At 70.4% G+C, this 24434-nt stretch carries 21 protein-coding genes; 18 read left to right on the top strand and 3 right to left on the bottom strand.

Going from position 1 to position 24434, the window contains the following annotated elements; translation table 11 throughout:
• Nucleotides 1–136 precede the first annotated feature (136 nt).
• Entirely contained in the window at nucleotides 137–994 is an 858-nt protein-coding gene (locus ACIRF9_RS38190; RefSeq protein WP_403832072.1) for a hypothetical protein, read from the bottom strand.
• A 222-nt stretch (nucleotides 995–1216) separates the two neighbouring features.
• Here ACIRF9_RS38190 and ACIRF9_RS38195 point away from each other — a divergent pair, with 222 nt between their 5' ends.
• The 13 genes from ACIRF9_RS38195 (at nucleotide 1217) to ACIRF9_RS38255 (ending at nucleotide 15321) form a co-directional block, all read left to right on the top strand.
• Entirely contained in the window at nucleotides 1217–2446 is a 1230-nt protein-coding gene (locus tag ACIRF9_RS38195) for an MFS transporter (RefSeq protein ID WP_403832075.1), read from the top strand.
• 196 nt (nucleotides 2447–2642) lie between these two features.
• Complete coding sequence (locus tag ACIRF9_RS38200) at nucleotides 2643–3011, top strand: cupin domain-containing protein (RefSeq protein ID WP_403832077.1); 369 nt, start codon at nucleotides 2643–2645, stop codon at nucleotides 3009–3011.
• A 55-nt stretch (nucleotides 3012–3066) separates the two neighbouring features.
• Nucleotides 3067–4602: an amino acid adenylation domain-containing protein gene (locus ACIRF9_RS38205; RefSeq protein WP_403832079.1), complete on the top strand. Its 1536-nt coding sequence runs from the start codon at nucleotides 3067–3069 to the stop codon at nucleotides 4600–4602.
• Nucleotides 4603–4661: 59 nt separating this feature from the next.
• Complete coding sequence (locus tag ACIRF9_RS38210; RefSeq protein WP_403832081.1) at nucleotides 4662–5126, top strand: hypothetical protein; 465 nt, start codon at nucleotides 4662–4664, stop codon at nucleotides 5124–5126.
• Nucleotides 5114–6271 (top strand): cytochrome P450, encoded by a 1158-nt coding sequence (locus ACIRF9_RS38215; RefSeq protein WP_403832083.1) that lies wholly within the window; start codon nucleotides 5114–5116, stop codon nucleotides 6269–6271. The genes ACIRF9_RS38210 and ACIRF9_RS38215 overlap by 13 nt, the downstream gene beginning before the upstream one ends.
• Nucleotides 6272–6286: 15 nt before the next feature.
• A complete protein-coding gene (locus ACIRF9_RS38220) occupies nucleotides 6287–6523 on the top strand; it encodes a phosphopantetheine-binding protein (RefSeq protein ID WP_403832086.1) in 237 nt (78 codons plus the stop codon).
• Complete coding sequence (locus tag ACIRF9_RS38225; RefSeq protein ID WP_403832088.1) at nucleotides 6523–7263, top strand: SDR family NAD(P)-dependent oxidoreductase; 741 nt, start codon at nucleotides 6523–6525, stop codon at nucleotides 7261–7263. Before ACIRF9_RS38220 ends, ACIRF9_RS38225 begins: the two co-directional genes overlap by 1 nt.
• Nucleotides 7264–7288: 25 nt before the next feature.
• Complete coding sequence (locus ACIRF9_RS38230; protein WP_403832090.1) at nucleotides 7289–8110, top strand: PAS domain-containing protein; 822 nt, start codon at nucleotides 7289–7291, stop codon at nucleotides 8108–8110.
• Between the two features lie 176 nt (nucleotides 8111–8286).
• A complete protein-coding gene (locus ACIRF9_RS38235) occupies nucleotides 8287–9666 on the top strand; it encodes an MFS transporter (protein ID WP_403832091.1) in 1380 nt (459 codons plus the stop codon).
• Nucleotides 9659–11755: a molybdopterin oxidoreductase family protein gene (locus ACIRF9_RS38240; RefSeq protein WP_403832093.1), complete on the top strand. Its 2097-nt coding sequence runs from the start codon at nucleotides 9659–9661 to the stop codon at nucleotides 11753–11755. Before ACIRF9_RS38235 ends, ACIRF9_RS38240 begins: the two co-directional genes overlap by 8 nt.
• Nucleotides 11752–13161, top strand: a complete 1410-nt coding sequence (locus ACIRF9_RS38245; RefSeq protein WP_403832095.1) for an FAD-dependent oxidoreductase — start codon at nucleotides 11752–11754, stop codon at nucleotides 13159–13161. The genes ACIRF9_RS38240 and ACIRF9_RS38245 overlap by 4 nt, the downstream gene beginning before the upstream one ends.
• The gene (locus ACIRF9_RS38250) at nucleotides 13158–14363 is read left to right on the top strand and encodes an NAD(P)/FAD-dependent oxidoreductase (protein ID WP_403832098.1); all 1206 of its coding nucleotides are present in this window, start codon (nucleotides 13158–13160) and stop codon (nucleotides 14361–14363) included. The genes ACIRF9_RS38245 and ACIRF9_RS38250 overlap by 4 nt, the downstream gene beginning before the upstream one ends.
• Before the next feature lies 1 nt (nucleotide 14364).
• Nucleotides 14365–15321, top strand: a complete 957-nt coding sequence (locus ACIRF9_RS38255) for a 2-hydroxy-3-oxopropionate reductase (protein ID WP_403832438.1) — start codon at nucleotides 14365–14367, stop codon at nucleotides 15319–15321.
• A 354-nt stretch (nucleotides 15322–15675) separates the two neighbouring features.
• On the opposite strand, the gene ACIRF9_RS38260 is transcribed toward ACIRF9_RS38255, so the two are convergent.
• Nucleotides 15676–16524 carry a helix-turn-helix transcriptional regulator gene (locus ACIRF9_RS38260; RefSeq protein WP_403832100.1) on the bottom strand — a complete coding sequence of 283 codons (849 nt, stop codon included), beginning with the start codon at nucleotides 16522–16524 and terminating at the stop codon, nucleotides 15676–15678.
• An 85-nt stretch (nucleotides 16525–16609) separates the two neighbouring features.
• Here ACIRF9_RS38260 and ACIRF9_RS38265 point away from each other — a divergent pair, with 85 nt between their 5' ends.
• On the top strand, nucleotides 16610–17413 hold the full coding sequence (locus ACIRF9_RS38265; RefSeq protein WP_403832103.1) for an SDR family NAD(P)-dependent oxidoreductase: 804 nt from the start codon (nucleotides 16610–16612) through the stop codon (nucleotides 17411–17413).
• A 435-nt stretch (nucleotides 17414–17848) separates the two neighbouring features.
• Here the strand turns inward: ACIRF9_RS38265 and ACIRF9_RS38270 are convergent, their stop codons facing one another.
• On the bottom strand, nucleotides 17849–19066 hold the full coding sequence (locus ACIRF9_RS38270; protein WP_403832105.1) for an acyl-CoA dehydrogenase family protein: 1218 nt from the start codon (nucleotides 19064–19066) through the stop codon (nucleotides 17849–17851).
• Nucleotides 19067–19184: 118 nt separating this feature from the next.
• On the opposite strand from ACIRF9_RS38270, the gene ACIRF9_RS38275 reads away from it, so the two are divergent.
• The 4 genes from ACIRF9_RS38275 to ACIRF9_RS38290 all read left to right on the top strand — a co-directional run bounded on the left by ACIRF9_RS38275 (nucleotide 19185) and on the right by ACIRF9_RS38290 (nucleotide 24419).
• Nucleotides 19185–19973 carry an enoyl-CoA hydratase/isomerase family protein gene (locus ACIRF9_RS38275; protein ID WP_403832108.1) on the top strand — a complete coding sequence of 263 codons (789 nt, stop codon included), beginning with the start codon at nucleotides 19185–19187 and terminating at the stop codon, nucleotides 19971–19973.
• Between the two features lie 86 nt (nucleotides 19974–20059).
• Complete coding sequence (locus ACIRF9_RS38280) at nucleotides 20060–20677, top strand: hypothetical protein (protein ID WP_403832111.1); 618 nt, start codon at nucleotides 20060–20062, stop codon at nucleotides 20675–20677.
• Nucleotides 20674–23304 carry a putative PEP-binding protein gene (locus tag ACIRF9_RS38285; protein ID WP_403832113.1) on the top strand — a complete coding sequence of 877 codons (2631 nt, stop codon included), beginning with the start codon at nucleotides 20674–20676 and terminating at the stop codon, nucleotides 23302–23304. The genes ACIRF9_RS38280 and ACIRF9_RS38285 overlap by 4 nt, the downstream gene beginning before the upstream one ends.
• A complete protein-coding gene (locus ACIRF9_RS38290) occupies nucleotides 23301–24419 on the top strand; it encodes an acyl-CoA dehydrogenase family protein (protein WP_403832115.1) in 1119 nt (372 codons plus the stop codon). The genes ACIRF9_RS38285 and ACIRF9_RS38290 overlap by 4 nt, the downstream gene beginning before the upstream one ends.
• Nucleotides 24420–24434: the final 15 nt, after the last annotated feature.

Genomic DNA, 24434 nt, shown 5'->3' on the forward strand with positions numbered 1-24434 from the left:
GGTGCGCCCACCCCGGCGGTCTCTGGCGGGGGGCGGGAGGGGGGTGCGGGCGGGCGGGGGGCCGGGGCGCCCCGCGGGGCGGCTGAGCGGGCGGGGGGGGGGGGGCCCCCCCGCCCCCCACCACTGCGGTCACTCCTCAGGCCAGCGCTTTCCCGGCCTTCTCGACGGCATCCTGGGCGCGGCCCCAGTCGCCGTCGAAGTGATCCGCCAGAGCGTGGAGCCATCGCTCGACACCGAAGCCGACGCAACTGGTGGCGGCCGGACCGCCGCCGATCAGGGAGATGGAGCACCGTTCGCCGAAGAACATGTGGTGGGTGTTGACGGAGGCGATCGCCATGCCCTTGTAGACGTACTCGTGCTTGACCGGGACGATCTCCTGGAAGGTGGCACGCTGTCCGGACTGGTCGTAGAAGGGGTCACGGGCCGCACGGCGTTCGAGGGGCAACCCGATCTCACCGGACAGGCCGTCCAGGAAGCGGGCCGAGTGATCGAGGTGGTCCGTGACCTGCTCAGGGGTGCCCAGTGCCACGACCTCGCGCATCCGGAACGCCTTGAGGCGGCGGAGTCCGTCGAAGTGGTCCTCGTTGCGGAAGCACTGCGCCGACACCGTCACCAGTTCCCCGTCTTCCGCCACCTGCCGATTGCGGTGGTGGAGGTAGACGCCGTAGCAGGCGCTGGAGGGAAGGCCGAGGCCCGCCGTGCCCAGCGAGGCGGGCCCGAACCCACCCGAGGCGGCCTGCCGTTCGATCGGTTCGGTCCCGGCTCCGGCCACGTCCAGAGGGGAGGAGACGAGGGCGAGTTGAGGGAAGTTCCGGTAGACGTCGAGCAGGGCGAGGTCGCCGACCGGCAACAGCGGCGGCACGGTCAGCGCCACAGCGCCCGACCTCCCGGCCCACCGTGTGCAGATGCGGTCCAGCGTCTCGGCGAGCCGCGTCGGCTCCTCCTCCAGGGCGACGAGCCCTTCTGACACCCTGACACCGGTCTTGATGCTCATCACAGGCTCCTTGGGGTGAGTGCCTCTGCCGGCAGGTGGGGCCCCTTCGTCGTCGGCGGGGCGGCCGGGAGCGGACGGCGTATGCGCCGTGCGCGGTGGTCAACGCCCTTGCCGGGGAAGGGCTTTCCGTGCTCCACGGCGCTCGCTAAGGTAACACCTCAGAGGACCTGAGTACCTGAGTGGTTCTGAACACAACGATCACCGAACAGGACAGACGTTTCCATGAAAAAAGGACAACTCGGCTTTCTGACCGGCACCCACGCGGTCAACGACCTGTATCAGGGCGCGATCCCCGCGATGCTGCCGTTCCTGATGTCCGAGCGTCATTACAGCTACGCCGCGGTCTCCGGCCTGGCGTTCGCGGCAAGCGGCGTCTCCAGCCTGTTCCAGCCGCTCTTCGGCGTGCTCTCCGACCGCAAGCCACGCACCTGGCTGGTCCCGGCCGGGTTCGTCACCGCGGCCCTGGGGGTCGTCGCGGCCGGGCTGTCCGGGAACTACGTGGCCACCTGGCTCTGCGTCGCACTGGCGGGGATCGGCATCGCGGCCTACCATCCGCCCGCCACGAGCCAGGCCCGCGCCGCCGGCGGCTCATCGCAGAAAGCCATGAGCGTCTTCTCCGTCGGCGGGACGGTCGGCGGCGCCGTGGCGCCGGCACTGGTCACCCTCGTGATCGGATCAGCGGGGTTCGACGGGAGCTACCTCCTGGCGGCCCCCGCCCTGGTCATGGCGATCCTGTGGGTCCTCAAGGGCCCATGGATGCGGTGGCGAGGACACACGGAGGCGACTCCGCTGGTCACCGCCGCGCCGACGGCCTCGGCGGCGAACGGGACGGGACGGACCGACGACTGGCGCGCCTTCGGCCACCTGGTGGCCGTCATCATCGGGTGGTCCATCCCCTTCGTCACCGTCACCTCCCTGGTCTCCCTCCATGCGCAGCGCGAGCTGGGCCGGTCCGCGGCGGCGGGCGCGGCCGTGCTCACCTGCTACACCGCGGCCGGCGCCGTGGGGACACTGCTGGGCGGCTGGGTCGGCGACCGGTACGGGCGCATGACCTCGGTGCGGGTCGGCTACTCAGTGGCGCTTCCGGCCCTGTTGGGCATCGCCTGGGCCCCGACATTCCCGGCCCTCGTGGCGAGCGCCGCCCTGTTCGGCACCGCCATGTTCGTGCCGTTCGCCGCTCAGGTCACGCTCGCGCAGGACTACCTGCCCAATCGTCCGGGCACAGCCAGCGGACTGACTCTGGGGCTGGCCATGGCGGCGGGCGGCCTGTGCTCCCCCGCGTTCGGCTGGTTGGCCGATTCGAGCGGTCTGCGTACCACCTTCTACGCGCTGCTCGTCCTCTTCGTCGGCCCTGTCGTCATGGCGATTCGCCTGCCCGATCGGGCCCTGTACACACCCGAACCCCAATCCCCCGAGCCGGCCGAAGCAACAAGCACTGGCAGCGCACAATAGAGATCTCGGTCAATTCACAACAGCGAACGATGGTTCTACACTCGAGACAACGCTCAAAATATGAGACGGCCATTGAAAGTAACTTCGCCATTACGTACCGTCTGGTCTGGTCGTAAAAAACGATCCAGCAAAGCAACTCTCCCATTGACCCAAAAGGTCTCACCCGTCAAACCTGTGTGTCACAAGGAGAAATCTCATGAAGATCAACTGGGATGACCACGAGGAACTGAAGGCCGAAGGGATAGCACTTTCGCGGCGCCTCGCGTTCGGTCAGGAGATGTCCTGCCTCAAAGTGGTGGCGGACCAGTCCGGAGACCTGAACCTCCCGCCACACTGGCACGAGAACGAGCAGTGGGTCGTCGTCACCGAGGGATCCATCCGCTTCGTCTGTGAGGGGACCGAGTACGAGCTCAACGCCGGCGACGTGGCCTACATCCCGTCGCGCCAGCGGCACACGGCCACCTTCGTCGGGGAGGAAGGGGCCGTTCTCATGGAGTTCTCCGCCCCGCCGCGGCTCGACCTCGCCCCCGGTTCGATAATCCCCTCTTCGATGAAATTCGACTGAATCCCGCCGTGAAATCCCGCCGCTAATCAGCAACCGCGCCGATGGGGGCTCGATCGTGCGTAGCACCATGTACGGCAGGAAGAATCCAGAGACGACAATCCATGAGGCGTTCGGCCGGGTCGCTCGGGAATTCCCGGACCGGAATGCCCTGGTCACCACCGAGCGGGCGGTCACCTACGCGGAACTCGCCGCCGACTCCCGTCGGATCGCTCACCACCTGATCGGCCGGGGCGTGCGGCCCGGCAGCATCGTCCCGGTCGTGGCCCGCAGATCACCGGACCTGGCCGCCGTCATCCTCGGCGTCCTCATGGCCGGCGGGGCCTACGGCATCCTGGACGTGCGGTGGCCGGTCCCCCGTATCACCCGGCTGCTCCGCACGATGCGCCCCCCGGTCGTCCTGGCGGACACCGCGGGGTCCGCTCGCCTCGACGAGGGCGGGATCGGCCACAGCACCTTCGAGCAGTTGCGGCGGACGGCCCCAAAGGCTCCGGCGCCGGACGTCCTGCCCCATGTCCCGCCGGACGCCTGCGCGACCCTCTTCTGGACGTCGGGGAGCACTGGCGCCCCCAAGGCGGTTCTGTCCCCACATCGGGCCACGACGAGACTGTTCACCCCAAACGGCTTCCTCGACTTCGGCGAGCACCCGGTGATGATTCACGCGGCGGCAGTCGCCTGGGACGCCTTCGCCCTCGAACTGTGGGGCATGCTGCTCAGCGGCGGAACCGCTGTCGTGCACGAGGACGATCTGCTGCTGCCGCCCGCGATCCGCGCCTACACCCGTGACCGGGGCGCCACTCACCTCTTTCTCACGCCGTCGCTCTTCGACGTGCTCGCCGGTGGCGACATCGACTGCCTGGGCGGGCTGCGTGCCGTGCTCCTGGGCGGGGACAAACCGCCTCCGGCGAACTGCGGGAAGCTCCTCGACGCCTACCCGGACATCGAGTTGTACAACGGTTACGGCCCCGTCGAGTCCTGTGTGTTCGCCACGGTCCACCGCATCACCGGTGCCGACACGGACACGGCGACCGGCATCCCGGCCGGCCTCCCCGTCCCCGGAACGGAGGTGTACGTCGTCCGCGACGGCGCCCCGGTCCGGCGGGGCGAGACGGGCGAGGTCGCCATCGGGGGCGCCGGTCTCGCCCTCGGCTATCTGAACGCTCCCGACCAGACCGCCGCCGTCTTCCGGTACGTCACGGTCGACGGGGAGCAGGTCCGGGTCTACCTGACCGGCGACCAGGGCCGGCTGGACGACTCCGGCCTCCTGCATTTCGTCGGCCGCAAGGACGCTCAGATAAAGATCGCCGGACATCGCATCGAACCGGCGGAAATCGAATCGGTCGTCCGCAGTCTGGGCAGCACCCGAGCGGTCATCATGCCGATCTCCGATCGCGGTGGAACACCGCGCATCATCCTGTTCGCCGAAATGCCCCACAAGGCCATGACCGAACTGGAGATGCGAGGCCACCTCAGGGAAATGCTTCCCGCTTACATGGTGCCTTCCAAGGTGCATTTCGTCTCCTCGATGCCTCTTTTGGAAAACACCAAAATCAACAAGAGGGAGCTCTCGGCACGCTTCGGCTACCACTCCTGAGCGTCCGCCCGGATTCCCGAACCACAAGTGCCACACCCGTGCACAGGCAAGGAATCGAATTGAGTACGCTGAACCACACGGAAGAAAAATTCTCCGTCGCACTCGAATCCATCCAGAGCAAACGCCGAATAGAGCGGGTCCTGGAGGCGGCGAACGCCCTCCTCGACCGGTACGCCACTCAACGCGACCCCGAAGAACGCCTCAAGCTCACCTTCGAGCTTCTTCGGAGGAACTTCACCCCAGAAGTAGCCATCGTTTTCGGAAGCATGGCCCTCGGTACCGACGGCCTCGTCGGAGTTGCTGGAACCGAAGCCGTACCTCCCTTGCCCAAGGGAGGGCGCCGAGGTGCCACAGTTTTCCACTGCAAAATACATGGTCTCGACGGCACGAACGGATCGCTCACCGCGTTCTACACGGCGCCGGGTTCCATGGGACTGACCGACGCCGAGTGGCTCGCGGCGATGCGGCTGCTGGTCGGCATCAGCGGTCTGGGGGTCGGAGGGCAGGTGACATGCCCGGCATAGCGACCGCGGAATCCCCGGCGAGCCTGTTGTCCCAGCCGTACTGGTACCGGCGTCTGCCCAGGGAAGCCGACGTGCACCGGCTCGGCGAGGGGCTGTTCGCCGTGACCGGCAACGCCGCCGTGCAGGAGGCGCTCGCCCACCCCTCGATCGTGGCCGACCACCCGCTCAAGGCCAGTGCACGCGCCTTCGGCCCCAACGTGCTCGACGCCGACGGACCGCGCCACCGGGCCTTCCGTGCCCTGCTGGCGCCGATTCTGTCCGCCGGACGCATCGCGGAGTACAGACAGGCCTTGATGCCAGACCTCATCCGTGGCCTGGTCGACAGCATCGCGGGCGTCGAGACCGACGATTTCCACAACTCCTTCGCGCACAAGGTGCCCTACGGAATCGTGTGCACGATCCTCGGCATCGACGCCTCGCTGGAGGACCGGTTCCACGAACTGACCCGCCCGCTGGCACGGCTGCTGGACTATCCCACCCACGAGACCGACGAGACGCACTCCAACGTCGCCGAGTTGCTGCGGCTGATCGAGGAGCAACGGGCCGCCGGGATGGCCGACGAGCGGTCCCTGCTGGAAACCATCGAGCGAACCCGGGACCGCAAGGGCATCTCCCTGACGGACAGCGAAGTGCGGTCCACGGCGCTGCTGTTCTTCCTGGCCGGCACCGAGACCAGCAGTGCGTTCATCACCTCGCTCGTGTACTGCATGGGACGCGGCCTGTTCGGTCTGGACGAACTGCGCGACGAGACGGTTCGGGACGACTACATCGAAGAGGTCCTCAGGCTGTACCCGCCCGTGCAGACGATCGTCCGGTTCGCCGCCGAGGACCTGAACATCCAGGGCGTGACGGTGCCCCGACACTCGGCGGTACTGGCTTCGATCGCCGGGGCCAATCGTGATCCACGGGTCTTCGACCACCCCGACCGGTTCCGGACCGGCAGAAGCCTGAAGGGCTCGATCCCCTTCGCGGTCGGCGCACACGCCTGCCCGGGAGCCATGCTCGCGAAGACGGAGTTCTCGCTTCTCATCGAGGAGATCGTCCAGCGCTGTTCGGAGGTGGTCATCACCCGAGACCGCCTCGGCATGGAGAGCCAGTCGTTCTCCCACCCCACCGACTTTTCTGTCGAGTTCATTACAAAGTAGAAGGAAGAGGGCAGAGTGGAAAGCAAGATAGTGTCGTTGCGCAAGTGGCTCGACGGCCTGCACGAGGAGCCGCTCGACATCCAGGACGACACCGACCTGATCCAGTCGGGCGCGGTGACCAGTCTCCAGTTCGTCCAGATGGTCATCGAGATCGAGCGCCTGCACGGTCGGAAGCTGGACCCGGGCGTGATCAACATTGAGTCGATGCGCACGCTGAAGGCCATCGACGCGGCCGTCTTCCAAGCCGCCTGATGGCCACGCGCACCTCCCCGACGGCGGTGGTCTCAGGGACATCGTCGGGCATCGGGGCGGCCGTGGCGGCGGAGTTGCTGCGCCGGAAGTACACCGTGATCGGCCTGTCCCGGCGCGGCAACCCCGACCTGACGAAGGAGAGCGGCTACGTCGACCTCGTCGCCGACCTGTGTGACACCGACGCCGTACGGACCGCCCTGGCCTCCGCGGCCGATGCCACAGACGGCCGGGTCAAGGCCGTCGTCCTCAACGCCGGCGCCTCGCCGGATCCCGCCGACCTCGTCAAAGTCGAGTGGCAGGTGGCGGCGGAAACCTACGAGACCAACGTCCGCACGGCGCTGAATCTCCTCCAGGCCACGGCCCCGCTGCTCAGGCAGAGCGGCGGCGGCTCACTGACGTTCGTCGGTGCGAGCCTGGCCAACGGCTACCAGCCCGAACGCTGGGCGTACGCGGCCAGCAAGGCCGCGATGACCACCCTGATGCGGGCGTGCTCGGTCGAGTTCGCCGACGACGGCGTCGTCGCGAACGAGGTACGTCCCGGCCCCGTGGCCACCGCCATGACGCTGGCCGGGCTGGATGGCGCGGTGAACGACCAGATCATCCGCGCCATCAACGCGGGATTCGGAACGGACTGGCTCAAGTCGCCGCGCACCGTGGCGGAGTGGATCGCCGCCATCGCCGAGTTCCCGTCGAACGGACCCACGGGTCAGGTCTTCAACTACAGCCGCAAGGTTCTGTAACCCGGAGAAAGGCAGACAGACACCCATGTCCAACCACCCCTCTTCCGAGCAGCTTCTCGACCTGTTCAACTGGGCCTCCCCCGGCATGGTGATCACCGACGCCGACGGCGCCGTGGTGCTGGCCAACAAGGCCGCCACGGAGCTGCTGAGGGACAACGCCGCGGCCGGCACCGAGCTCGCCGGTGTCCTGGGCATCCACGACCACGACGTCCTGCTCGCGGCCGGGACGCCGGTGGAGAACCGGGAGGCGACCTTCACGAACCCCGACTTCCCCTCCGGGTACGCCAACATCGGCTTCGGTAAGGTGAACGGCAGGACCTACGGCTTCTGGGCCCTGCGCCCGATCACCACCCACCCGACGCCCTCCCCCGCACCGGGCGACGGCGCCTCCACCGCCCAGGCGTGGATCAACCGGGTGGACCGGGCCGACGAGTCGTACACCCCGGTCGGCGAGGACGCGGTCGTGTTCATCCAGGCGTACTACGACACGTGCCCGGTCGCCATCCACCTCATCGAGGAGGACGGCACGGTCGCCCACGCGAACTGGAAGGACATCGCGATCGTGGGGGCGAGCGAGAAGCCGGACACCTATGTCGGGCACCACATCCGGCGCATCTACGCGGACCAGGACGTCGTCGAGGACTTCCTGGGCCGCTGGGGCGAGGACGCGCCGATCATCGACTTCCGCGCCGACTTCCTCAACAAGGGAGAGCGGGTCCCGGTGGTGATCTTCTCCACGGCCAAGGTCGAGGAAGACAAGCTGAAGAACACCCGCTGCTTCGTCTTCCCCGACAGCCACCCGGACCGCGCGCGGGACAAGGTCAAGGCACTGGACCTCGGCTTCTGAGCCGGGTGGCGCGGGGCGCTCCGTTCCAGGCCGTTCCCGCGGCAATGCCCTGGACCTGAGTCGCGGTCCGCCCTCTCCGCAGACAGCGGCGCTCAACAGAAACGCCGGGCCCCGGCGAGAACCCTCGTCGGGGCCTGTTCCGTGCCCACAAAGCCCGTCATGCACTCGGAGTGAACATGGCTCACACATCTGCCCGACAAGGCGGCTGGCTCACCGGCTGGGATCCCGAGGACGAGGATGCCTGGCACCGGGGAGGCCATCGGGTCGCCCGACGCAACCTCGTCCTCTCCGTCCTCTCCGAGCACGTCGGATTCTCGGTGTGGACCTTGTGGTCCGTCCTCGTCCTGTTCATGTCCCCCGAGATCGGCCTCGGTTTCAGCGCCGGTGAGAAATTCCTCCTGGTGGCCACGCCCACCGTCGTCGGCTCGCTGCTGCGTCTGCCCTACAGCCGCGCGGTGACCCGCTTCGGCGGGCGGAACTGGACCGTGTTCGCCACCGGAATCCTGCTCGTGCCCATATTCCTGGCCGTGTATTTCGTACAACGGCCCGGGACCCCTCTGTGGGTGTTCCTGCTGATCGGTGCCCTGGCGGGCTTCGGAGGTGGGAACTTCGCCTCCTCGATGACCAACATCACGGCCTTCTACCCACAGCGCCATCAGGGTTGGGCACTCGGCCTCAACGCCGGCGGCGGAAACCTCGGGGTCGCGGCGGTCCAGCTCATCGGGCTCATGGTCATCTCCATCGCCGGCGACACCCATCCCTCGTACGTCGCGGCCGTGTACCTGCCCCTGATCGTGGTCGTCGCCCTGCTGGCGGCGTGGAAGATGGACAACGTCGACACGGTACGGGCGGCGCCCGGCGCCCAGCGCGAGGCGGCCCGGGATCCCGACACCTGGTGGATCTCGCTGCTGTACATCGGCACCTTCGGCTCGTTCATCGGCTACGGCTTCGCCTTCGGCCTCGTCCTGCAGAACGAGTTCGGAGCCTCCCCCCGGGAAGCCGTGGGCTACACCTTCCTCGGCCCGCTCCTGGGGTCCTTCTTCCGTCCGCTGGGCGGGCTGCTGGCCGACCGGCTGGGCGGTGCCAGGGTGACGTTCTGGACCTTCCTCGGCATGGGCGCCGGCACCGCCGTGCTCATCGTCGCGGCGGAGCGGAATTCCTTCGGGATGTTCGTCGCCGGCTTCACCGCCCTGTTCGTCCTCAGCGGCTTCGGCAACGGCTCGACGTACAAGATGATCCCGGCCGTCTTCGCGAAGAAGGCGGAGCACGAGGTCACCTCCGGTGGCGACGCGCGTGGGGCCTTCGTGCGGGCCCGACGCCTGTCCGGCGCGGTCATCGCCATCGCCGGCGCCATCGGCGCACTCGGCGGTGCCGCCATCAACCTCGCGTTCAAGCTCTCCTACACCGACGGAGCCGGCTCCGGTACGCCCGCGTTCATCGCCTTCCTCGCCTACTACATCGTGTGCCTGGTGGTGATCCGGGCCGTGTACCTGCGCCGTACCGCGACCGACGACAAGAAGCCCACAGACGCCGTGAAGGAAGCCAGCAGTGTCTGAACTGCCCGCGTCCGTACCCGAGACGAACACCCACTGCCCGTACTGCGCCCTGCAATGCGGCACACAGCTGTGCGGTGACTCGGACGTCGGGGTCAAGGTGCAGCCGACGGACTTCCCGGTCAACCGGGGCCGACTGTGTCACAAGGGCTGGACCGCCGCCGAGGTGCTGACCACGGCCGACCGGCTCACCCGGCCACTCGTGCGGGGCGCCGACGGTCGGCTCGACGTGGCGTCCTGGGGCACCGCGCTGGACACCGTGGCCGAGGCCCTGCGCACCCTTCGTGCCCAGCACGGCCCCGACTCCGTGGCGGTCCTCGGCGGTGGCGGCCTCACCAATGAGAAGGCCTATCTGCTGGGCAAGTTCGCCCGTCTCGCCCTGGGGACCAGCCAGATCGACTACAACGGCCGGTTCTGCATGTCGGCCGCGGCCGCGGCCGGCAACGCGGCGTTCGGCCTGGACCGGGGCCTGCCCTTCCCCGTCACCGATCTCAGGAACGCGCAGACGGTACTGCTGGCCGGGGCGAACGTCGCCGAGACCATGCCGCCGCTGATGCAGCACCTCGACCAGGCCGAACTGATCGTCATGGACCCTCGGCGCACGGCCACGGCCCAGCGCGCGGCGCTTCACCTGCAACCCACACCCGGCACCGATCTCGCCCTCGCGCTCGGCCTGCTGCACATCGCCCTCGCGGACGGCCTGGTCGATCGGGACTACGTCCACGAGCACACTCTCGGCTTCGACTCGGCGGCGCGACGGGCGACGGCATGGTGGCCGGAACGGGTCGAGGAGATCACCGGCGTTCCCGCGAGCGCACAGCGCCGAGCTGTCCGGATGCTCGCCGCGGCCCGCAGCGCGTATGTCCTGACCGGCCGCGGTGTCGAACAGCACAGCAAGGGCACCGACACCGTCGCCGCGTTCATCAATGTCGCGCTCGCTCTCGGCCTTCCGGGCCGGATCGGCAGCGGGTACGGGTGCCTGACCGGGCAGGGCAACGGCCAGGGCGGTCGGGAACACGGGCAGAAGGCCGACCAGTTGCCCGGCTACCGCTCCATCACCGATCCGACGGCCCGAGCCCATGTCGCCCGTGTGTGGGGCGTGACACCGAGCGATCTGCCGGGCCCGGGGCGCAGCGCCTACGAGCTGCTCGACGCGCTCGGTGGCGACCAGGGGCCGCGGGGACTGCTGGTCTTCGGCTCCAACCCCGCCGTCTCGGCACCGCACGCCTCGCATGTGACCCAGCGGCTCGCATCGCTCGATCTCCTGGTCGTGGCCGACTTCGTCCCGTCCGAAACAGCGCGCATGGCCGATGTGGTGCTGCCCGTCACGCAGTGGGCCGAGGAGGAGGGGACCCTGACCAACCTGGAAGGCCGCGTCCTGCGACGCCGGGCGCTGCTGCCGCCTCCACCGGAGGTACGCAGTGATCTCCGGGTCCTGCACGATCTCGCCGTACGGCTGGACGAGCCCGCGAACCGCTACCCGACCGATCCGCGAGAGGTGTTCGAAGAGCTGCGGGCCGCGTCCCGGGGCGGAAGGGCCGACTACTCCGGGATCTCCTATGAGCGTCTGGACGCCGGGGAAGTCCTGCACTGGCCCTGCCCGCACACGCGGGAGCCGCACCCCGGCACGCCGAGGCTCTTCCTGGACCGGTTCGCCCACCCCGACGGCCGGGCCCGGTTCGCGGACGTGGACCATCGCGGGCCGGCGGAGGAGATCAGTTCCGTCCACCCCCTCTACGCCACGACCGGAAGGGTTCTGGCCCACTACCAGTCGGGCACCCAGACCCGCCGCGTCGCCGAGCTGACCGAGGCCGTTCCCGAGCCGTTCGTCGAAGTACATCCCGACACCGCGGCCCTGTACGGCCTCGAGGAGCAGAGCCTCGCGCTGGTCTCCTCCGCGCGCGGCAGCATGACGGCCCGGGTGAGGCTGGACGGGACGATGCGCCTGGACACCGTGTTCCTGCCCTTCCACTTTCCCGACGAGGGCCGGGCCAACCTGCTCACCCACCCCGCTCTCGACCCGCGCAGCGGCATGCCCGAGTTCAAGGTGTGCGCCGTGCGGATCGCCCCTTCGCGAGGAGTGACGCCTTGAACAACGTCCTTGTTGTCGGCGACGGGGCGGTGGCCCAGCGGCTCGCGGAACGGATGCGCCACCACGGACATGAGGGAACCCTCACCACGCTGGTCACCGACCCCGAAACCTCTCGCCGCAGGCCATCGTCCCAGCCCGGTGCCACCGCCCCGTACGCCCTCGACGCCTTCGGCACGCCGTGCCCGGCCCCGACACTCATCCATCCGACCGCCGCGGTCACCGCCCTCGACCGGGGACAGCGCCGGGTACTGGCACACATGAACGGGGCCACAACGGCGTACTCCTACGACACGCTGGTCCTCGCTCCACAAGCACGGCCCCTGATTCCCGGCATCCCCGGTCTGGTCAGCGCCGAGGGGGACCTGACGGAAGGCGTCGTCGCGCTGGGCACGTCGTTCCCAGAGGTCCGCATCACCTCGGACACGGTGGTCGTCCTCGGCGAGGGCGCCCTCGCGGTCGAAACCGCGAGCACGCTCTCCGCCCAAGGTGTCGACACCACCTTGGTCTGCGCTTCCCCGCACCCGCTGCAGGCACGGCTGGGTGACATCTGCGGCGCGATGCTCTCCGAGAAACTGGAGCGGGCAGGGATCACCGTGCTCGGCGGGAGGACCGCTGTGCGGCGCGAACCCGGCCATCTCCTCCTGGAGGACGGGACCGCGCTGCGCGCCGGAACCCTCATGCTGTGCACCGGAGCCGTCCCCGACACCCGGCTGGCTCTTGACGCCGGTCTGAACGTGCACAACGGGATCGTGGTCGACGACCGGCTGCGGACGAGCGACCCCCAGGTGTACGCCATCGGTGACTGTGCCGAGTACGACGGGCATGTCATGGCGGGGCCCCGTGCCGCGTGGGAGCAGGCCGAGGCCCTCGCCGAGATCCTCACCTGTCGCGCCGGGAGCTACAGGCCTCGTCCCTCCGCACTGCGCCTGCGCACCGAAGCGGCAGATGTGTTGACCATCGGATCACTCACCGATCTGCGCCGGCCTGGTACCCGGCTGATCAGCCTCACCGACCAGTTCGGTCGGCGCTACGCACGTCTCGCTCTGCATGACGAACGCGTCGTCGCCGCCGTACTGCTGGGTCTGCCGCGGGCCATCGCCACGATCGGACTGCTCCACCGGCTCGGGCAGCGGCTTCCCTCCGACCGGCTCGGCCTACTGCTGGACCTGCCTCCCGAGCCGACGTCGCAGGGCACCGAAGAGAACAACGACCCTCCCGTCTGCCTGTGCAACAACGTATCGAAGCAGACGCTGTTCCAGGCATGGCGGGCGGGTTCCCGCACCGTCACGGAGCTCGCCGGAAGGACGCGGGCCACCACGGGGTGCGGCGGCTGCAGCCGGTCCGTGGCAGAACTGTGCGGCGTCTGGGCACGCGAGACCCGAAGCGAAGTGGAGAAGGCAGCGTGACGCGGACACTCCTCGTCGTCGGGCACGGCATGGTCGGCCACCGGTTCGTCGACCGGCTCAGGGCCCTGGACACCGACGGCGTCTGGCACATCGTCATCGCGGGCGAGGAGCACTACCCGGCCTACAACCGCGTCGGCCTCTCCTCGTACCTGAGCGGCAAGAGCAAGGCCGACCTCACCCTTGCCCGAGCAGACCTGTTCCAGGACCCGCGGACGGATCTTCTCCTGGGCTGCCCGGTCGTTTCCGTGGACCGCACCGCACGGACCGCCAGGACAGCCCAAGGTGACCGGCTCCCCTACGACGCCCTGGTCCTGGCCACCGGCTCGCGTCCGTTCGTCCCCCCGGTGCCCGGCCACGACCTGCCCGGCTGCTTCGTGCACCGCACCTTCGACGACCTCGATGCCCTGCGCACCGCCGCGCGCCCCGGCCGGTCGGGCGTCGTCGTCGGAGGCGGACTGCTCGGCCTTGAGGCGGCGAACGCCCTGCGCCTGCTCGGCATGCGCCCGCATGTCGTGGAAACCGGCCCCCACCTGATGCCGACGCAACTCGACGCGGGCGCCGCACTCATACTGCTGCGCCATGTCACCGAGCTCGGCCTGCGGGTGCACTGCGGTACCGCCACGACTTCGATCGACGCCGGGCCCGCCGGCAAGGTGCGTGCCGTCACGCTCTCGGACGGGACGGTTCTGGAGGCCGACGTCGTGGTCTTCGCCGCGGGCATCCGGCCACGTGACGAACTGGCCGAAGTCATGGGCCTCCGGCGCGGCGAACGAGGCGGCATCGTCGTCGACGATCTCTGCCGCACCGCTGACGAACGAGTCTGGGCCATCGGTGAGTGCGCTGCCGTGAACGGACGCTGTCACGGCCTCGTCGCTCCCGGATACCGCATGGCGGACAGCGTGGCACGCCAGCTGACTGGGCACGCTCCTGAGCCCTTCATCGGCACCGATGCCTCGACCACCCTGAAGCTTCTCGGCGCGAGCATCGCCACTTTCGGCGAGGTCACCGATCCCGACGACGGCCCCGCGATCGAAGCCGTCTTCTCGGAAGGCTCCGATCGCTACGCCAAGGTCCTCCTGTGCCCACGCAACGGTCATCTGCTGGGTGGAATCCTCGCCGGTGACACCGGCTCCTGGACGACAGCCCGCTCGCTGGTCGGCCGCCGACCCCCCGCAGACCTGGAGCGGCTGCTCCTGCCCTGATATTGCCCCCCCTTCGCCCTCACAAAGGAAGCTCCCCTTGAAGACGATCGGTTTCCTCGGCCTCGGCACCATGGGCAGCCCCATGGCTGTCAACTTGTGCGCGGCAGGACACACTGTGTACGGCTGGAACCGCAGCGAAGGCAGGGCCGGGCCGCTGCTCGCGGCGGGAGGACGAACGGCCGACTCGATACGGGAAGCGGTCCGCGACACCGACGTGGTGATCACCATGCTCCCGGACGCACCCCAGGTCGAGGAGGTCGCCTACAGCCCTGAGGGGATTCTGGCCAACGCCCGCCCGGGGACGCTCCTTATCGACATGTCCACCATCGCTCCACGGAGTTCGGTCGAACTCGCCCGCAACGCCGCCGCCCACGGAATCCGAGTCCTGGACGCCCCGGTCGCCGGCGGTGAGGCGGGAGCGACCGAAGGCATCCTGTCGATCATGGTCGGTGGTGAAGCCGACGACTTCGAGGAGGCGAAGCCCGTCTTCGAGGCCCTCGGCAGGACCATCACGCACTGTGGCGCCCACGGTCTCGGTCAGACGGTGAAAGCCGCCAACCAGCTGGTTCTCGCGATCAACATGCAGGCGTGCGCGGAAGCCGTGGTCTTCCTGGAGAAGTCGGGCGCGGATCTCGAAGCCGCCCTCAACGTACTGAGCGGCGGCCTCGCCGGCTCCAACGTCCTCACTCGCAAGAGGGACAACTTCCTGCGGCGTGACTACACGCCCAGCTTCAAGATGGCCCTTCACCACAAGGACATGGGCATCGTCACCGATACCGCACGTGCCGTCGGCGCCGCCATCCCCCTCGGCAGCGTCGCCGCACAGCTCTTGGCGTCCGCCGTGGCCCGCGGAGACGAAAGGCTCGACCACTCCGCCCTGCTCCAAGGCGTCGAACTCCTCAGCGGGTGGAACCGTTCCCGGGGAGCAGGGAGTCCGACACCCACGCCCGGCCTTTGACCGCGCCGCCCGTGCTGGAGCCGCGGCGGGACACCGACACGGCCGATCCGAGCACGTCCACCGGCACGGCGATCTCCTTGAGCGCTGACACATCGGAGGCGCGGTGCCGGGTTTTCGATCACGCCGAGACCAGCAGGCCTCTCACTTGACGGGTCACCCTGCACGACTCCGAAGGCGCTGGTGTTGATGTCCCAAGGCCTGGTGGTGATGACGGTCGCGGGCGCCGCGGCGGCCCTCTCCCGGGCTTAAGTGGTGGAGCGTGGAAGTCCTTCGGGGGTTGACGTGGGGCTTCACTCTGTGGCGTTCCGATGTTGCTGGGTGCACATCGAATATCGAGCGCAGTGGCTGGGTGGCCTATGTGTCGATATCCATGTTCTGGGTGCCGAGGACGGAGAGGAGTTGCAGGGCCTGGTCGGAGGGGGAGCCGGGTTCGGCGGTGAAGATGACCACGTGCTGGTCCTGGTCGGGGACGACGAGGACATCGCAGTTCAGCGTGATCGGTCCGACCACCGGGTGGTGGATCGTTTTGTGGAGGTGGCGGGCGGTCCGTACCTGGTGTGAGGTCCACAGGCGGGCGAACTCGTCGCTGCCACTCGCCAGTTCGTCAACGAGGGCGCGGATTCCTGGGTCGTCGGGGTAGCGAGCTGCTGTGGCGCGCAGGTGGCCGGCGGCGAACAGGCCGAACACTTCCTCGCCGGACAGGCCGTAATGCCGTTGTGCCGGGTCGGGGTGCAGGAAGTGACGCCGGATGAGGTTGCGCTCGCGTGGTGCCAGTGCGGAGAAGTCCTCCAGGAGCGCGGCGGCCAGGGCGTTCCAGGCGATCACTTCGTACGTCGTGTCGAGCACAATGGCAGCGGCCTGTGGCAGGCGGTCGATGAGGTCCAGGATGCTCTGCCGCACCTCGCGGGGCGGGCCGGGCGGCGGGCCGGGGGGCTCACCCGCGAGGTGGTAGAGGTGGTCGCGTTCCGCGTCGGACAGGCGCAACGCACGCACGATGCCCGCCAGCACGCGCCTTGAGGGGTGGGGGCCGCGGGCCTGTTCCAGGCGGGTGTAGTACTCCGTTGAGATGTGGGCGAGCTGGGCGACCTCCTCCCTGCGCAGACCGGGCGTGCGCCGTCGTGGTCCGGCCGGCAGTCCCACATGCGAGGGCTGCAGCCGTTCGCGCCTGCTGCGCAGGAAATCCGCCAGTTCAGGTTTGTCCACACGCCCAGTGTCCCGTCGTCCACGCGGGCCAGCCAGGTACCGGCCGTGCCTGGCTGGCGCGGCAAAACGGCCGCAGGCTGCCGGCATGAGCAATGCAACGACACCGAACAACGGTCCGGACCGCGCTCCTGGCGGGCTCCTGGCGGACAAGGTCGCACTGATCACCGGCGCCGGTCGAGGCATCGGCGCCGCCGCGGCACGGCTGTTCGCCCGGGAAGGCGCCATCGTCCTCCTGGCCTCGCGGAGCGAATCCGAACTGAGCGGCGTGGCCGAGGAAATCCGCGGGGCCGGCGGCACCGCCAGCTATGTGGTGACCGACCTGGCCGACGCCGCGAGTGTCCAGAACGCGGTCGACGTTGCGGTGGAGCGCCATGGACGGCTGGACGTCGCCTTCAACAACGCCGGCATGACCATCCCCCACGCGTCCCTCGCCGAGGTGCCCGAAGGCGACTTCGACGTCGTCACCTCGATCAACTACAAAGGCGTCTGGCTGGCGATGGCGGCTGAGGTCCGGACGATCCTTCGGACGTCCGGAACTGGCGCGATCGTCAACAACAGCAGTGTCGGCAGCCTGGTGGGCAACCCGGGACTGGGGCCCTACTCCGCCGCCAAACGGGCGGTCAACAGCCTCACCCAGACCGCAGCCGCCGAGTACGGGCCGGAAGGCATCCGCATCAACGCCATCGCTCCCGGCACAACCATGACCGCCATGATGCGGCGGTGGGCCGGCCGGGAGCCCACCATCGTCGAGCGGCTCAACGCCCGCACCCCCCTGCGGCGCGCCGCCGACCCCGACGAAGTCGCCGAAGCGGCCGCCTGGCTGTTGAGCGACCGCGCCTCGTACATCACCGGAGCAGTCCTGCCCGTCGACGGAGGCATCACGGTGTGAGACGCACCCGCGGGCCCCGTCCGGGTACGCCGCCCCTGTCGGAGCCCCTCGACCCGTGAACAGCCCGAAATGACGAGACCAGGGGATGGAACGCGATGGTACAGCCATCAAGTGCGTCCTTAACGCCTGGCTCAACGATCAGCCGTCACTCGCGCCGCGCGCCGATCATCTTTTCGACGTCCTCGTGAGCGCGATTGTGACGAGCGCGGGGAGCAGCGACGACAAGCCGGAAAGCCACTCTCGGGCCCGGAGCTGAAGCCGACCCCTCTGCGGACGAGCGACCCGGCCGCGCGCTCGACACGGAGCGGCTTTTGCTGCCGAGTCCGCCAAGGCGGTCACGGGCACGGGCGGCGAGCCGTGCTCGCGCAGGATCTCGTGCGCGGGTGCGAACCCCGGGCGGGCGGCCCCGGGACACCTCCCACGTCGGCGGCGGCGTCAGTCGTCGGCGGCAGCCGTGCACGGCTGCCGGTAGGGTCGCACCGCGCGGCGGGCGATGGCGAAGCGGTGCGTCTCCGACGGGCCGTCGTAGATCCGGAACGGCCGCACCTCCCTGAACAGCCGGGCCAACGGGGCGTCGGCGGCCGAGATGCCGAGGGCTCCGCAGATCTGCACCGCCCGGTCGACCACCCGGTTCACCGCCTCCGCCACGAAGGTCTTGGACACGGAGGTGAGCTGCGAGGCGGCTGCGGAGCCGGTGTCCAGTTCCCAGGCGGTGCGCAGGATCAGCGCGCGGCTCGCCTCGATGTCGATCTCGGAGTCGGCCAGCATCTGCTGGACCATGCCCAGGTCGCCCAGCGCCGAGCCGAACGCCATCCGGCTCCCCGCCCGTTGCAGCGCGACATCCTGGGCGCGGCGTGCCGCCCCCAGCCAGCGCATGCAGTGGGTCATCCGGGCGGGGCCCAGCCGAATCCGGGCGCCTTCGAAACCGCGGTCCACCCCGCCGAGCACCTGCTCCTCCCCCACCACGCACCCGTCGAAGACGATCTCGCCGTGCCCGGCGAAGAGCGACTCGTCCAGCGTCTCGATGCTGCGGACGAGACGCATCCCGGGAGTGCCCGCGTCGACCAGGAACATGGTGGCGCCGCCCGGGTCGCCGGGGCTGCCGGAGGTGCGGGCCATGACGATGGCGAAGCCGGCTCCGTGGGCACCGGTGATGAACCACTTGCGCCCGTCGATACGCCAGCCGCCGGGAACCCGGGTCGCGGTGGTGCGCAGGGCGCGGGGATCCGCGCCCGCTCCCGGCGCCGGTTCGGTCATGGCGAAGCAGGAACGCGTGTCGCCCGCGGCGAGCGGACGCAGGTACTTCTGCCTCTGTTCCTCGGTGGCCACCTTCTCCAGCAGGTGCATGTTGCCCTCGTCCGGGGCCGCGCAGTTCAGCGCCAGCGGTCCCAGCAGCGAGTAGCCCGCCGCTTCGAACACCACCGCCTGTCCGCGCAGGTCGAGCCCGTGCCCGCCCCATCGCGTCGGTACGTGTGGAGCGAACACACCCGCGTCACGGGCGGCTTTCTGCAGGGTTTCCCGCGCCGCCTCGGGGGCGTCGTGCACGGACCCGCCGCACTCGCGCTCGGCCGGGATCACCACCTCGCGCACGAAAGCCCGGGTGGCTTCCGCCAGTTGGGCGACGGTCGGATCGACATCGAACTGGATGGGCACGGGACCTCCCGTCGACGGGCGTACGGGCACCGTCACCCGTCGGCTCCTAGAAACTGTATAGCGTCTTCAGTATCTTGCCGGGAAGCCCCGTCGACGGGAAGACGACAGGAGAGACCCCATGAGGCCTACCGCGAGCTCCGACCCGGTCCGGATCGTCCGCCATCCCGAGGGAGTCGTCGAGCTGAGGCTGAACGATCCCGGCCGAGGAAACGCGCTGGATCTCAGGACCGCCGAGGCACTGCGGGACGCGGCCTTCGAGGTGACCGCCCACCCGGGTGGCGCGGTCCTCCTACGGGCGACGGGCGGCAGCTTCTGCGTGGGGGGTGACCTGCGCGCATTCGCCGGCCGCGGCAGGGAGACCGGCAGCTATGTGCACGCCGTGGCGAGCGCCGCGCACGCCGCGATACAGGCCCTGTACGACCTGCCCGTGCCGCTGGTGACCGCCGTGCGCGGAGCGGCCGCAGGCGGCGGGGTCGGCCTCGCCCTCGTGGGCGACATCGTCCTGGCGGCCCGCTCCACGCGGTTCCGGCTGGCGTACACGGCGATCGCCCTCACACCGGACTGCGGGGCGTCCTGGCTCCTGCCCCGCCTGGTGGGCCCCCGCAGGGCGGCGGATCTGATCCTGGCCAACCGGGTCCTGACCGGAGACGACGCCGAACGCTGGGGCCTGGTCTCCCGGTGCGTGGACGACGGGGAACTGGACGAGACGGCCCACCGGACCGCGGCCGACCTGGCCGCCGGCGCCGGTGAGGCACTGCGCGCCGCGAAGGGCCTGCTGCGCGCCGGCGACGGTGAGGATCTGCGCCGCCACCTCGCCGACGAGGCCCGGTCGATCGCCGCCCTGGCGGACGGCCGGGAGGCCCAGGACCGCATGGCGTCGTTCCTCGCCGCGAAAAGTGTTTCTTGAGTTCCTCTTCACTAACCTGCCTGCCGGGGCGTAACCTCCGGGCAACACCGAACCGAGCCAAGGGTGTGGCGATGCAATCTGCTGCCGTGAACCTTCCGGACGCGTCCGAAGAGCCCCTCACCGAAGCCGTCGTCGATCTCGTTCTGCGTGGCATGTGGCGTGACCGGCCGGAGTCCGAGCACCGTCCGCTGGTCGACGCCGGTCTCGCGATGGTGAAGGGACCGGTGGTCCTGCCGACCGAGCGCGCCAAGTCCGCCGTCGCGCAGATCCTGCGGGTTCCGGCGGGATCCGAGCAGGAGGAGCGGATCACCGCGGCGTACGAGTCGTTCCTGCCGGTCAACCGGCAGATCCGCGATGTGTGCACGGCATGGCAGTGCCGACCCGACGGCACGGTCAACGACCACTCGGACGACGTCTACGACGCCGGGGTGCGCGAGTCGCTGGAGGACGTGCACGAGGCCATCCAGCCCGTGCTGCGCCGACTGGACCGGGTGCTTGCGGGGAGCGGACGGTACCTGTCGGCACTGGAGGACGCCCTCGAGCGCTTCGACGACGGCGCCCCGCAGTGGCTGGCCTCGCCGCTGTGCGACTCGTACCACACGGTGTGGATGCGGCTGCACCAGGAGCTGCTGCTCGTGCTGGGCATCAGCCGGGCCGAGGACGAGGCGCGCGAAGAGGAGCTGGTCGCAAGGAGCCGGGGTTGAGCGTCACCGACCGCGAGGCGGACGCGCTCGCCCCGTCCGGATCGGCCCTCGCGTCGCAGGAGACCTCCCCGGCCTCCGCACCCTGCGCGACCTCCGGGTCCCCCGGCCGGATCCTGGTGCCCTACGGGCAGGGACGGAGCCGGGGCCTCGATGCCGACGAACTGGGCGTGCACGGCATGGCGATGGACCGGCTGGTGGCCCTTGGTCTGCCGGTCGTGCCGGGGCTCACCGTGCCCGCCCGCGCCGCCGCGTCGCTGTGCGAACCCGGCACCGCCGAAGCCGCCGTGGAGCTGGTCGAGCAGCTCTCGGGGCGGCGCATCGGGGACACGGCCCGGCCGCTGCTGCTGCGTCTGTCGGCGAGCGCGCCGAGGGAGATCGCCGGTCTGCCGCCCGACCTGGCCTGTCTCGGCGTCTCCCCCGCCGGTGCCGACGACCTGTGCGCCGTCATCGGAGGTGAGGAGGCACTGTACGAGGTCTGGGCCGGCACCGTGCGTGTGATCGCCGAGTACGCCCTCGACGTGCCCGGCGCACTGCTCGACGACGCCCTCCTGGACACGCCCGGACCGCGGGCACGGGCGAAGGTGCTGCTGTCCCTGGTGGCGGAGCACGGCATCCGTCCCTTCCCCGACGACCCCGCGCAGCAGCTCTCGCTGGCCGCCCGTGCCCTCCTCGCCCGGTGGGACTCGCCGCGTGCGAAGAGGTCCCGCCGGACCCAGCGGCTGCCTGCCGAGCTGGCCGTCGCCCTGCATGTGCAGGCCCTGCGCATCGGCCCGGCGGACCACTCGGGCTACGGCACGGCGGTCAGTCGCGATCCCGAGACCGGACGTCTCTCCCCCCGGGGCTCCTTCTTCCGCGGAGTGCGCCGCAGCGCGCCGCCGCCGCACACCGGTGAACCGCTGGACCGGCTCGCGGGCGGCACCGCTGTCCTGGAGCACTCCCTGCTCACCCTGGAGCGGCACCTGCGCGCGCCGGTGTCGGTCGACTTCGAGGTGCGTGACGACGAGATCTCCCTGCTCGCCGCCTCCGCACAGCACCGCCCGCCGCTACGCGCCTCGGTGTGTCTGGCCGCAGACCTGGCCCGAGACGGGGCACTCGGCCGTCAGGAGGCCGTACGGCGGATCACACCCGCCCAGGTGCAGGAACTGCTGCACCCCCAGCTCAGGCTGACCGGCGCGGAGGAGCTCCTCGCGAAGGGGCTGCCCGCGTCGCCGGGGGCGGCGACCGGAGCGGTCGTGCTCTCCAGTGAACGGGCCCTCGAACTGGCCGCGGACGGCACCCGGGTCGTGCTCGTGGCCGCCGAGACGACCCCGGCGGATGTCCCCGGGATGCTGGCCTCCGCCGCCGTGCTGACCGGCAGCGGCGGTATCGCCTCGCACGCCGCCGTGGTGGCGCGGGGCGCCGGCAAGCCCGCCGTGTGCGGCGCCGAAGGGCTGCGCGTGGACCTGGCCGCCGGGACGGTCCGCTTCGGGGAGCGGGTGGTGCGCGAGGGCGACCCGGTCTCGCTGGACGGCCGTACCGGCGCGGTCTACGCGGGGACGCTGAGCGTCAGTGTCGCGGGCCCCCCGCCCGAGCTGTCCACCCTGCTGGAGTGGGCGGACGGTACGCGCCGGCTGGGTGTGCGGGTGAACGCCGACACGGCCGCCGAGGTGGAGACGGCCCTCGCCCTGGGTGCGGAGGGGGTCGGGCTGTGCCGTACGGAACACCAGTTCCTCGGGGAGCGGCTGCCGCTGATCCGCCGGGTGCTTCTGGCCGCCGATCCGGCCGCCCGCGACGAGGCGCTGCTGGCGCTGGAGCGCGCCCAGTACGAGGACTTCCACGCGCTGCTGGCCGCCGTAGGGGAACGCCCGGTGACCGTGCGCCTGCTCGACGCGCCCCTGCACGAGTTCCTGCCCGCCCCCGGGCAGGCCCTGGACGCGGCCGAGGAGCAGCGGGCCGCCGCACTGCGCGAGGCGAACCCGATGCTCGGGCTGCGCGGGGTGCGGCTGGCGCTGCTGCACGAGCGGCTCTACCCGGCCCAGGCCGAGGCGCTCTTCACCGCCTGGGCCGATGTCGCCGCCACCGGGGTCCGGCCGCAGCTGGAGGTGATGATCCCGCTGGTCAGCCTGCCGGAGGAACTCGCAGCCGCGGCCGCGTACGTACGCTCCGCCGCCGACGCGGTCGCCGCCCGCACCGGGGTGGAAGTCCCGTACCGGCTGGGCACGATGATCGAGACACCCCGGGCCGCCCTGCTGGCCGGCGAACTCGCCGAGCACGCCGACTTCTTCTCCTTCGGCACCAACGACCTCACCCAGCTCACCTACGGGTTCTCCCGGGACGACGTCGAACGGCAGGTGCTCGCCGCGTACCAGGAGCGCGGGTTCCTGACCGCCAGCCCGTTCGCGCGGCTCGACCCGCACGGGGTGGGCGCCCTGGTCGGCCTGGCGGCCGAGCGGGCACGGGAGGTGCGGCCCGGCATCAAGCTGGGCGTGTGCGGTGAGCACGGCGGGGATCCGGAGTCGATCGCGTTCTGCGACGACCTCCGGCTGGACTACGTCTCCTGTTCCGCGCATCGCGTGCCGGTGGCCCGGATGGCGGCCGCGCACAGTGCCCTGAGGGAGCGACACGAAGAGAGCGGGAGCGCACGATGACGAGCGCCGTGACCGAGGGCAGGGCACTGTCGGACACCGAGCTGCAGGACCTGCGCGAGACGGTACGGTCGGTGTGCGCGGACGCGGGCGGAACCGCCGCGGTACGCCGACTGTCCGAGGAGGCCCCCGGCGTCGACGCCGCGTTGTGGGACACCCTCGGCCGCCAGGTCGGCCTGGCGGGGCTCGGCCTGCCCGAGGCGGCGGGAGGCGTCGGCGGCCTCGCCGAGATCGCCGCGGTCTGCGAGGAGCTGGGCAGGACGCTGGCACCGGTACCGCTGCTGTCGTCCACCGTGCTCGCCGGGCAGGTGCTGGCCGACTGCGGTACGGCCGACGAGGCGCTGGCCGGGTTGGCCGGGGGAACCGTGCATGCCCTGGCGGTGGCGGCGCCCGACGGGACGTGGCGAGCCGAGTCCGTGCCGGTGGCCGTCTCCTGGCGGGGCGGCGTCCCCCTGCTGGACGGTAGCGCGCCGTTCGTCCTCGACGGCGCCGACGCCGAGGCGCTGGTGGTGGCCGCGGCCGGGACCGACGGCGTGGACCTCTTCCTGGCCGACCCACGCGAGCCGGGGGTCACGGTGCGCCGGGTGCCCACCCTGGACCTCAGCCGGGGCCAGGCGGTGGTCACCTTCGGCGGTGCCCGGGCCCGGGCGCTGACCGCCGGCGGGGAGGGGGCGGACGTCGTCTCCCGCGCCCTGGACGTGGGCCTGGTGGCGTTGGCCGCCGAGCAGCTCGGCGGCGCACAGGCCGCCCTGGACATGACAGTGGCCCATGTGCGCGACCGTACCCAGTTCAGCAGGGCGATCGGCGGCTTCCAGGCGGTCAAGCACACCTGCGCCGACATGCTGCTCCAGGTCGAGGCCGCACGGTCGGCCGTGGTGCGCGCGGTCCGGGCCGACGGCTCACCGGGCGCGCTGGCCGAGGCGGCGGCGGTGGCACAGGCGTGGTGCGGGGAGGCGTTCGTCTCCGTCGCCGCCGAGTGCGTGCAGTTGCACGGCGGGATGGGCTTCACCTGGGAGCACGACGCCCACCTGTACTTCCGGCGCGCCCAGTCCGACGCGGTGCTGCTCGGCGGCGCCGCCCACCATCGGGAACGGCTGGCCGCGCTGCTGAACTGGTGACGCGGACGAGGGAGG

Origin of the sequence: Streptomyces sp. NPDC096132, assembly GCF_044763345.1 — a bacterium.
In the GTDB taxonomy this organism is placed as follows: Bacteria; Actinomycetota; Actinomycetes; order Streptomycetales; family Streptomycetaceae; genus Streptomyces.

What these genes read in the sequence shown, in the direction of transcription:
- ACIRF9_RS38230 (WP_403832090.1), top strand. Translation starts at nt 7,289, where the DNA reads ATGTCCAACCACCCCTCTTCCGAGCAGCTTCTCGACCTGTTCAACTGG.
- ACIRF9_RS38275 (WP_403832108.1), top strand. Translation starts at nt 19,185, where the DNA reads ATGAGGCCTACCGCGAGCTCCGACCCGGTCCGGATCGTCCGCCATCCC.
- ACIRF9_RS38190 (WP_403832072.1), bottom strand. Translation starts at nt 994, where the DNA reads ATGAGCATCAAGACCGGTGTCAGGGTGTCAGAAGGGCTCGTCGCCCTG.
- ACIRF9_RS38195 (WP_403832075.1), top strand. Translation starts at nt 1,217, where the DNA reads ATGAAAAAAGGACAACTCGGCTTTCTGACCGGCACCCACGCGGTCAAC.
- ACIRF9_RS38215 (WP_403832083.1), top strand. Translation starts at nt 5,114, where the DNA reads ATGCCCGGCATAGCGACCGCGGAATCCCCGGCGAGCCTGTTGTCCCAG.
- ACIRF9_RS38290 (WP_403832115.1), top strand. Translation starts at nt 23,301, where the DNA reads ATGACGAGCGCCGTGACCGAGGGCAGGGCACTGTCGGACACCGAGCTG.
- ACIRF9_RS38200 (WP_403832077.1), top strand. Translation starts at nt 2,643, where the DNA reads ATGAAGATCAACTGGGATGACCACGAGGAACTGAAGGCCGAAGGGATA.
- ACIRF9_RS38265 (WP_403832103.1), top strand. Translation starts at nt 16,610, where the DNA reads ATGAGCAATGCAACGACACCGAACAACGGTCCGGACCGCGCTCCTGGC.
- ACIRF9_RS38225 (WP_403832088.1), top strand. Translation starts at nt 6,523, where the DNA reads ATGGCCACGCGCACCTCCCCGACGGCGGTGGTCTCAGGGACATCGTCG.
- ACIRF9_RS38235 (WP_403832091.1), top strand. Translation starts at nt 8,287, where the DNA reads ATGGCTCACACATCTGCCCGACAAGGCGGCTGGCTCACCGGCTGGGAT.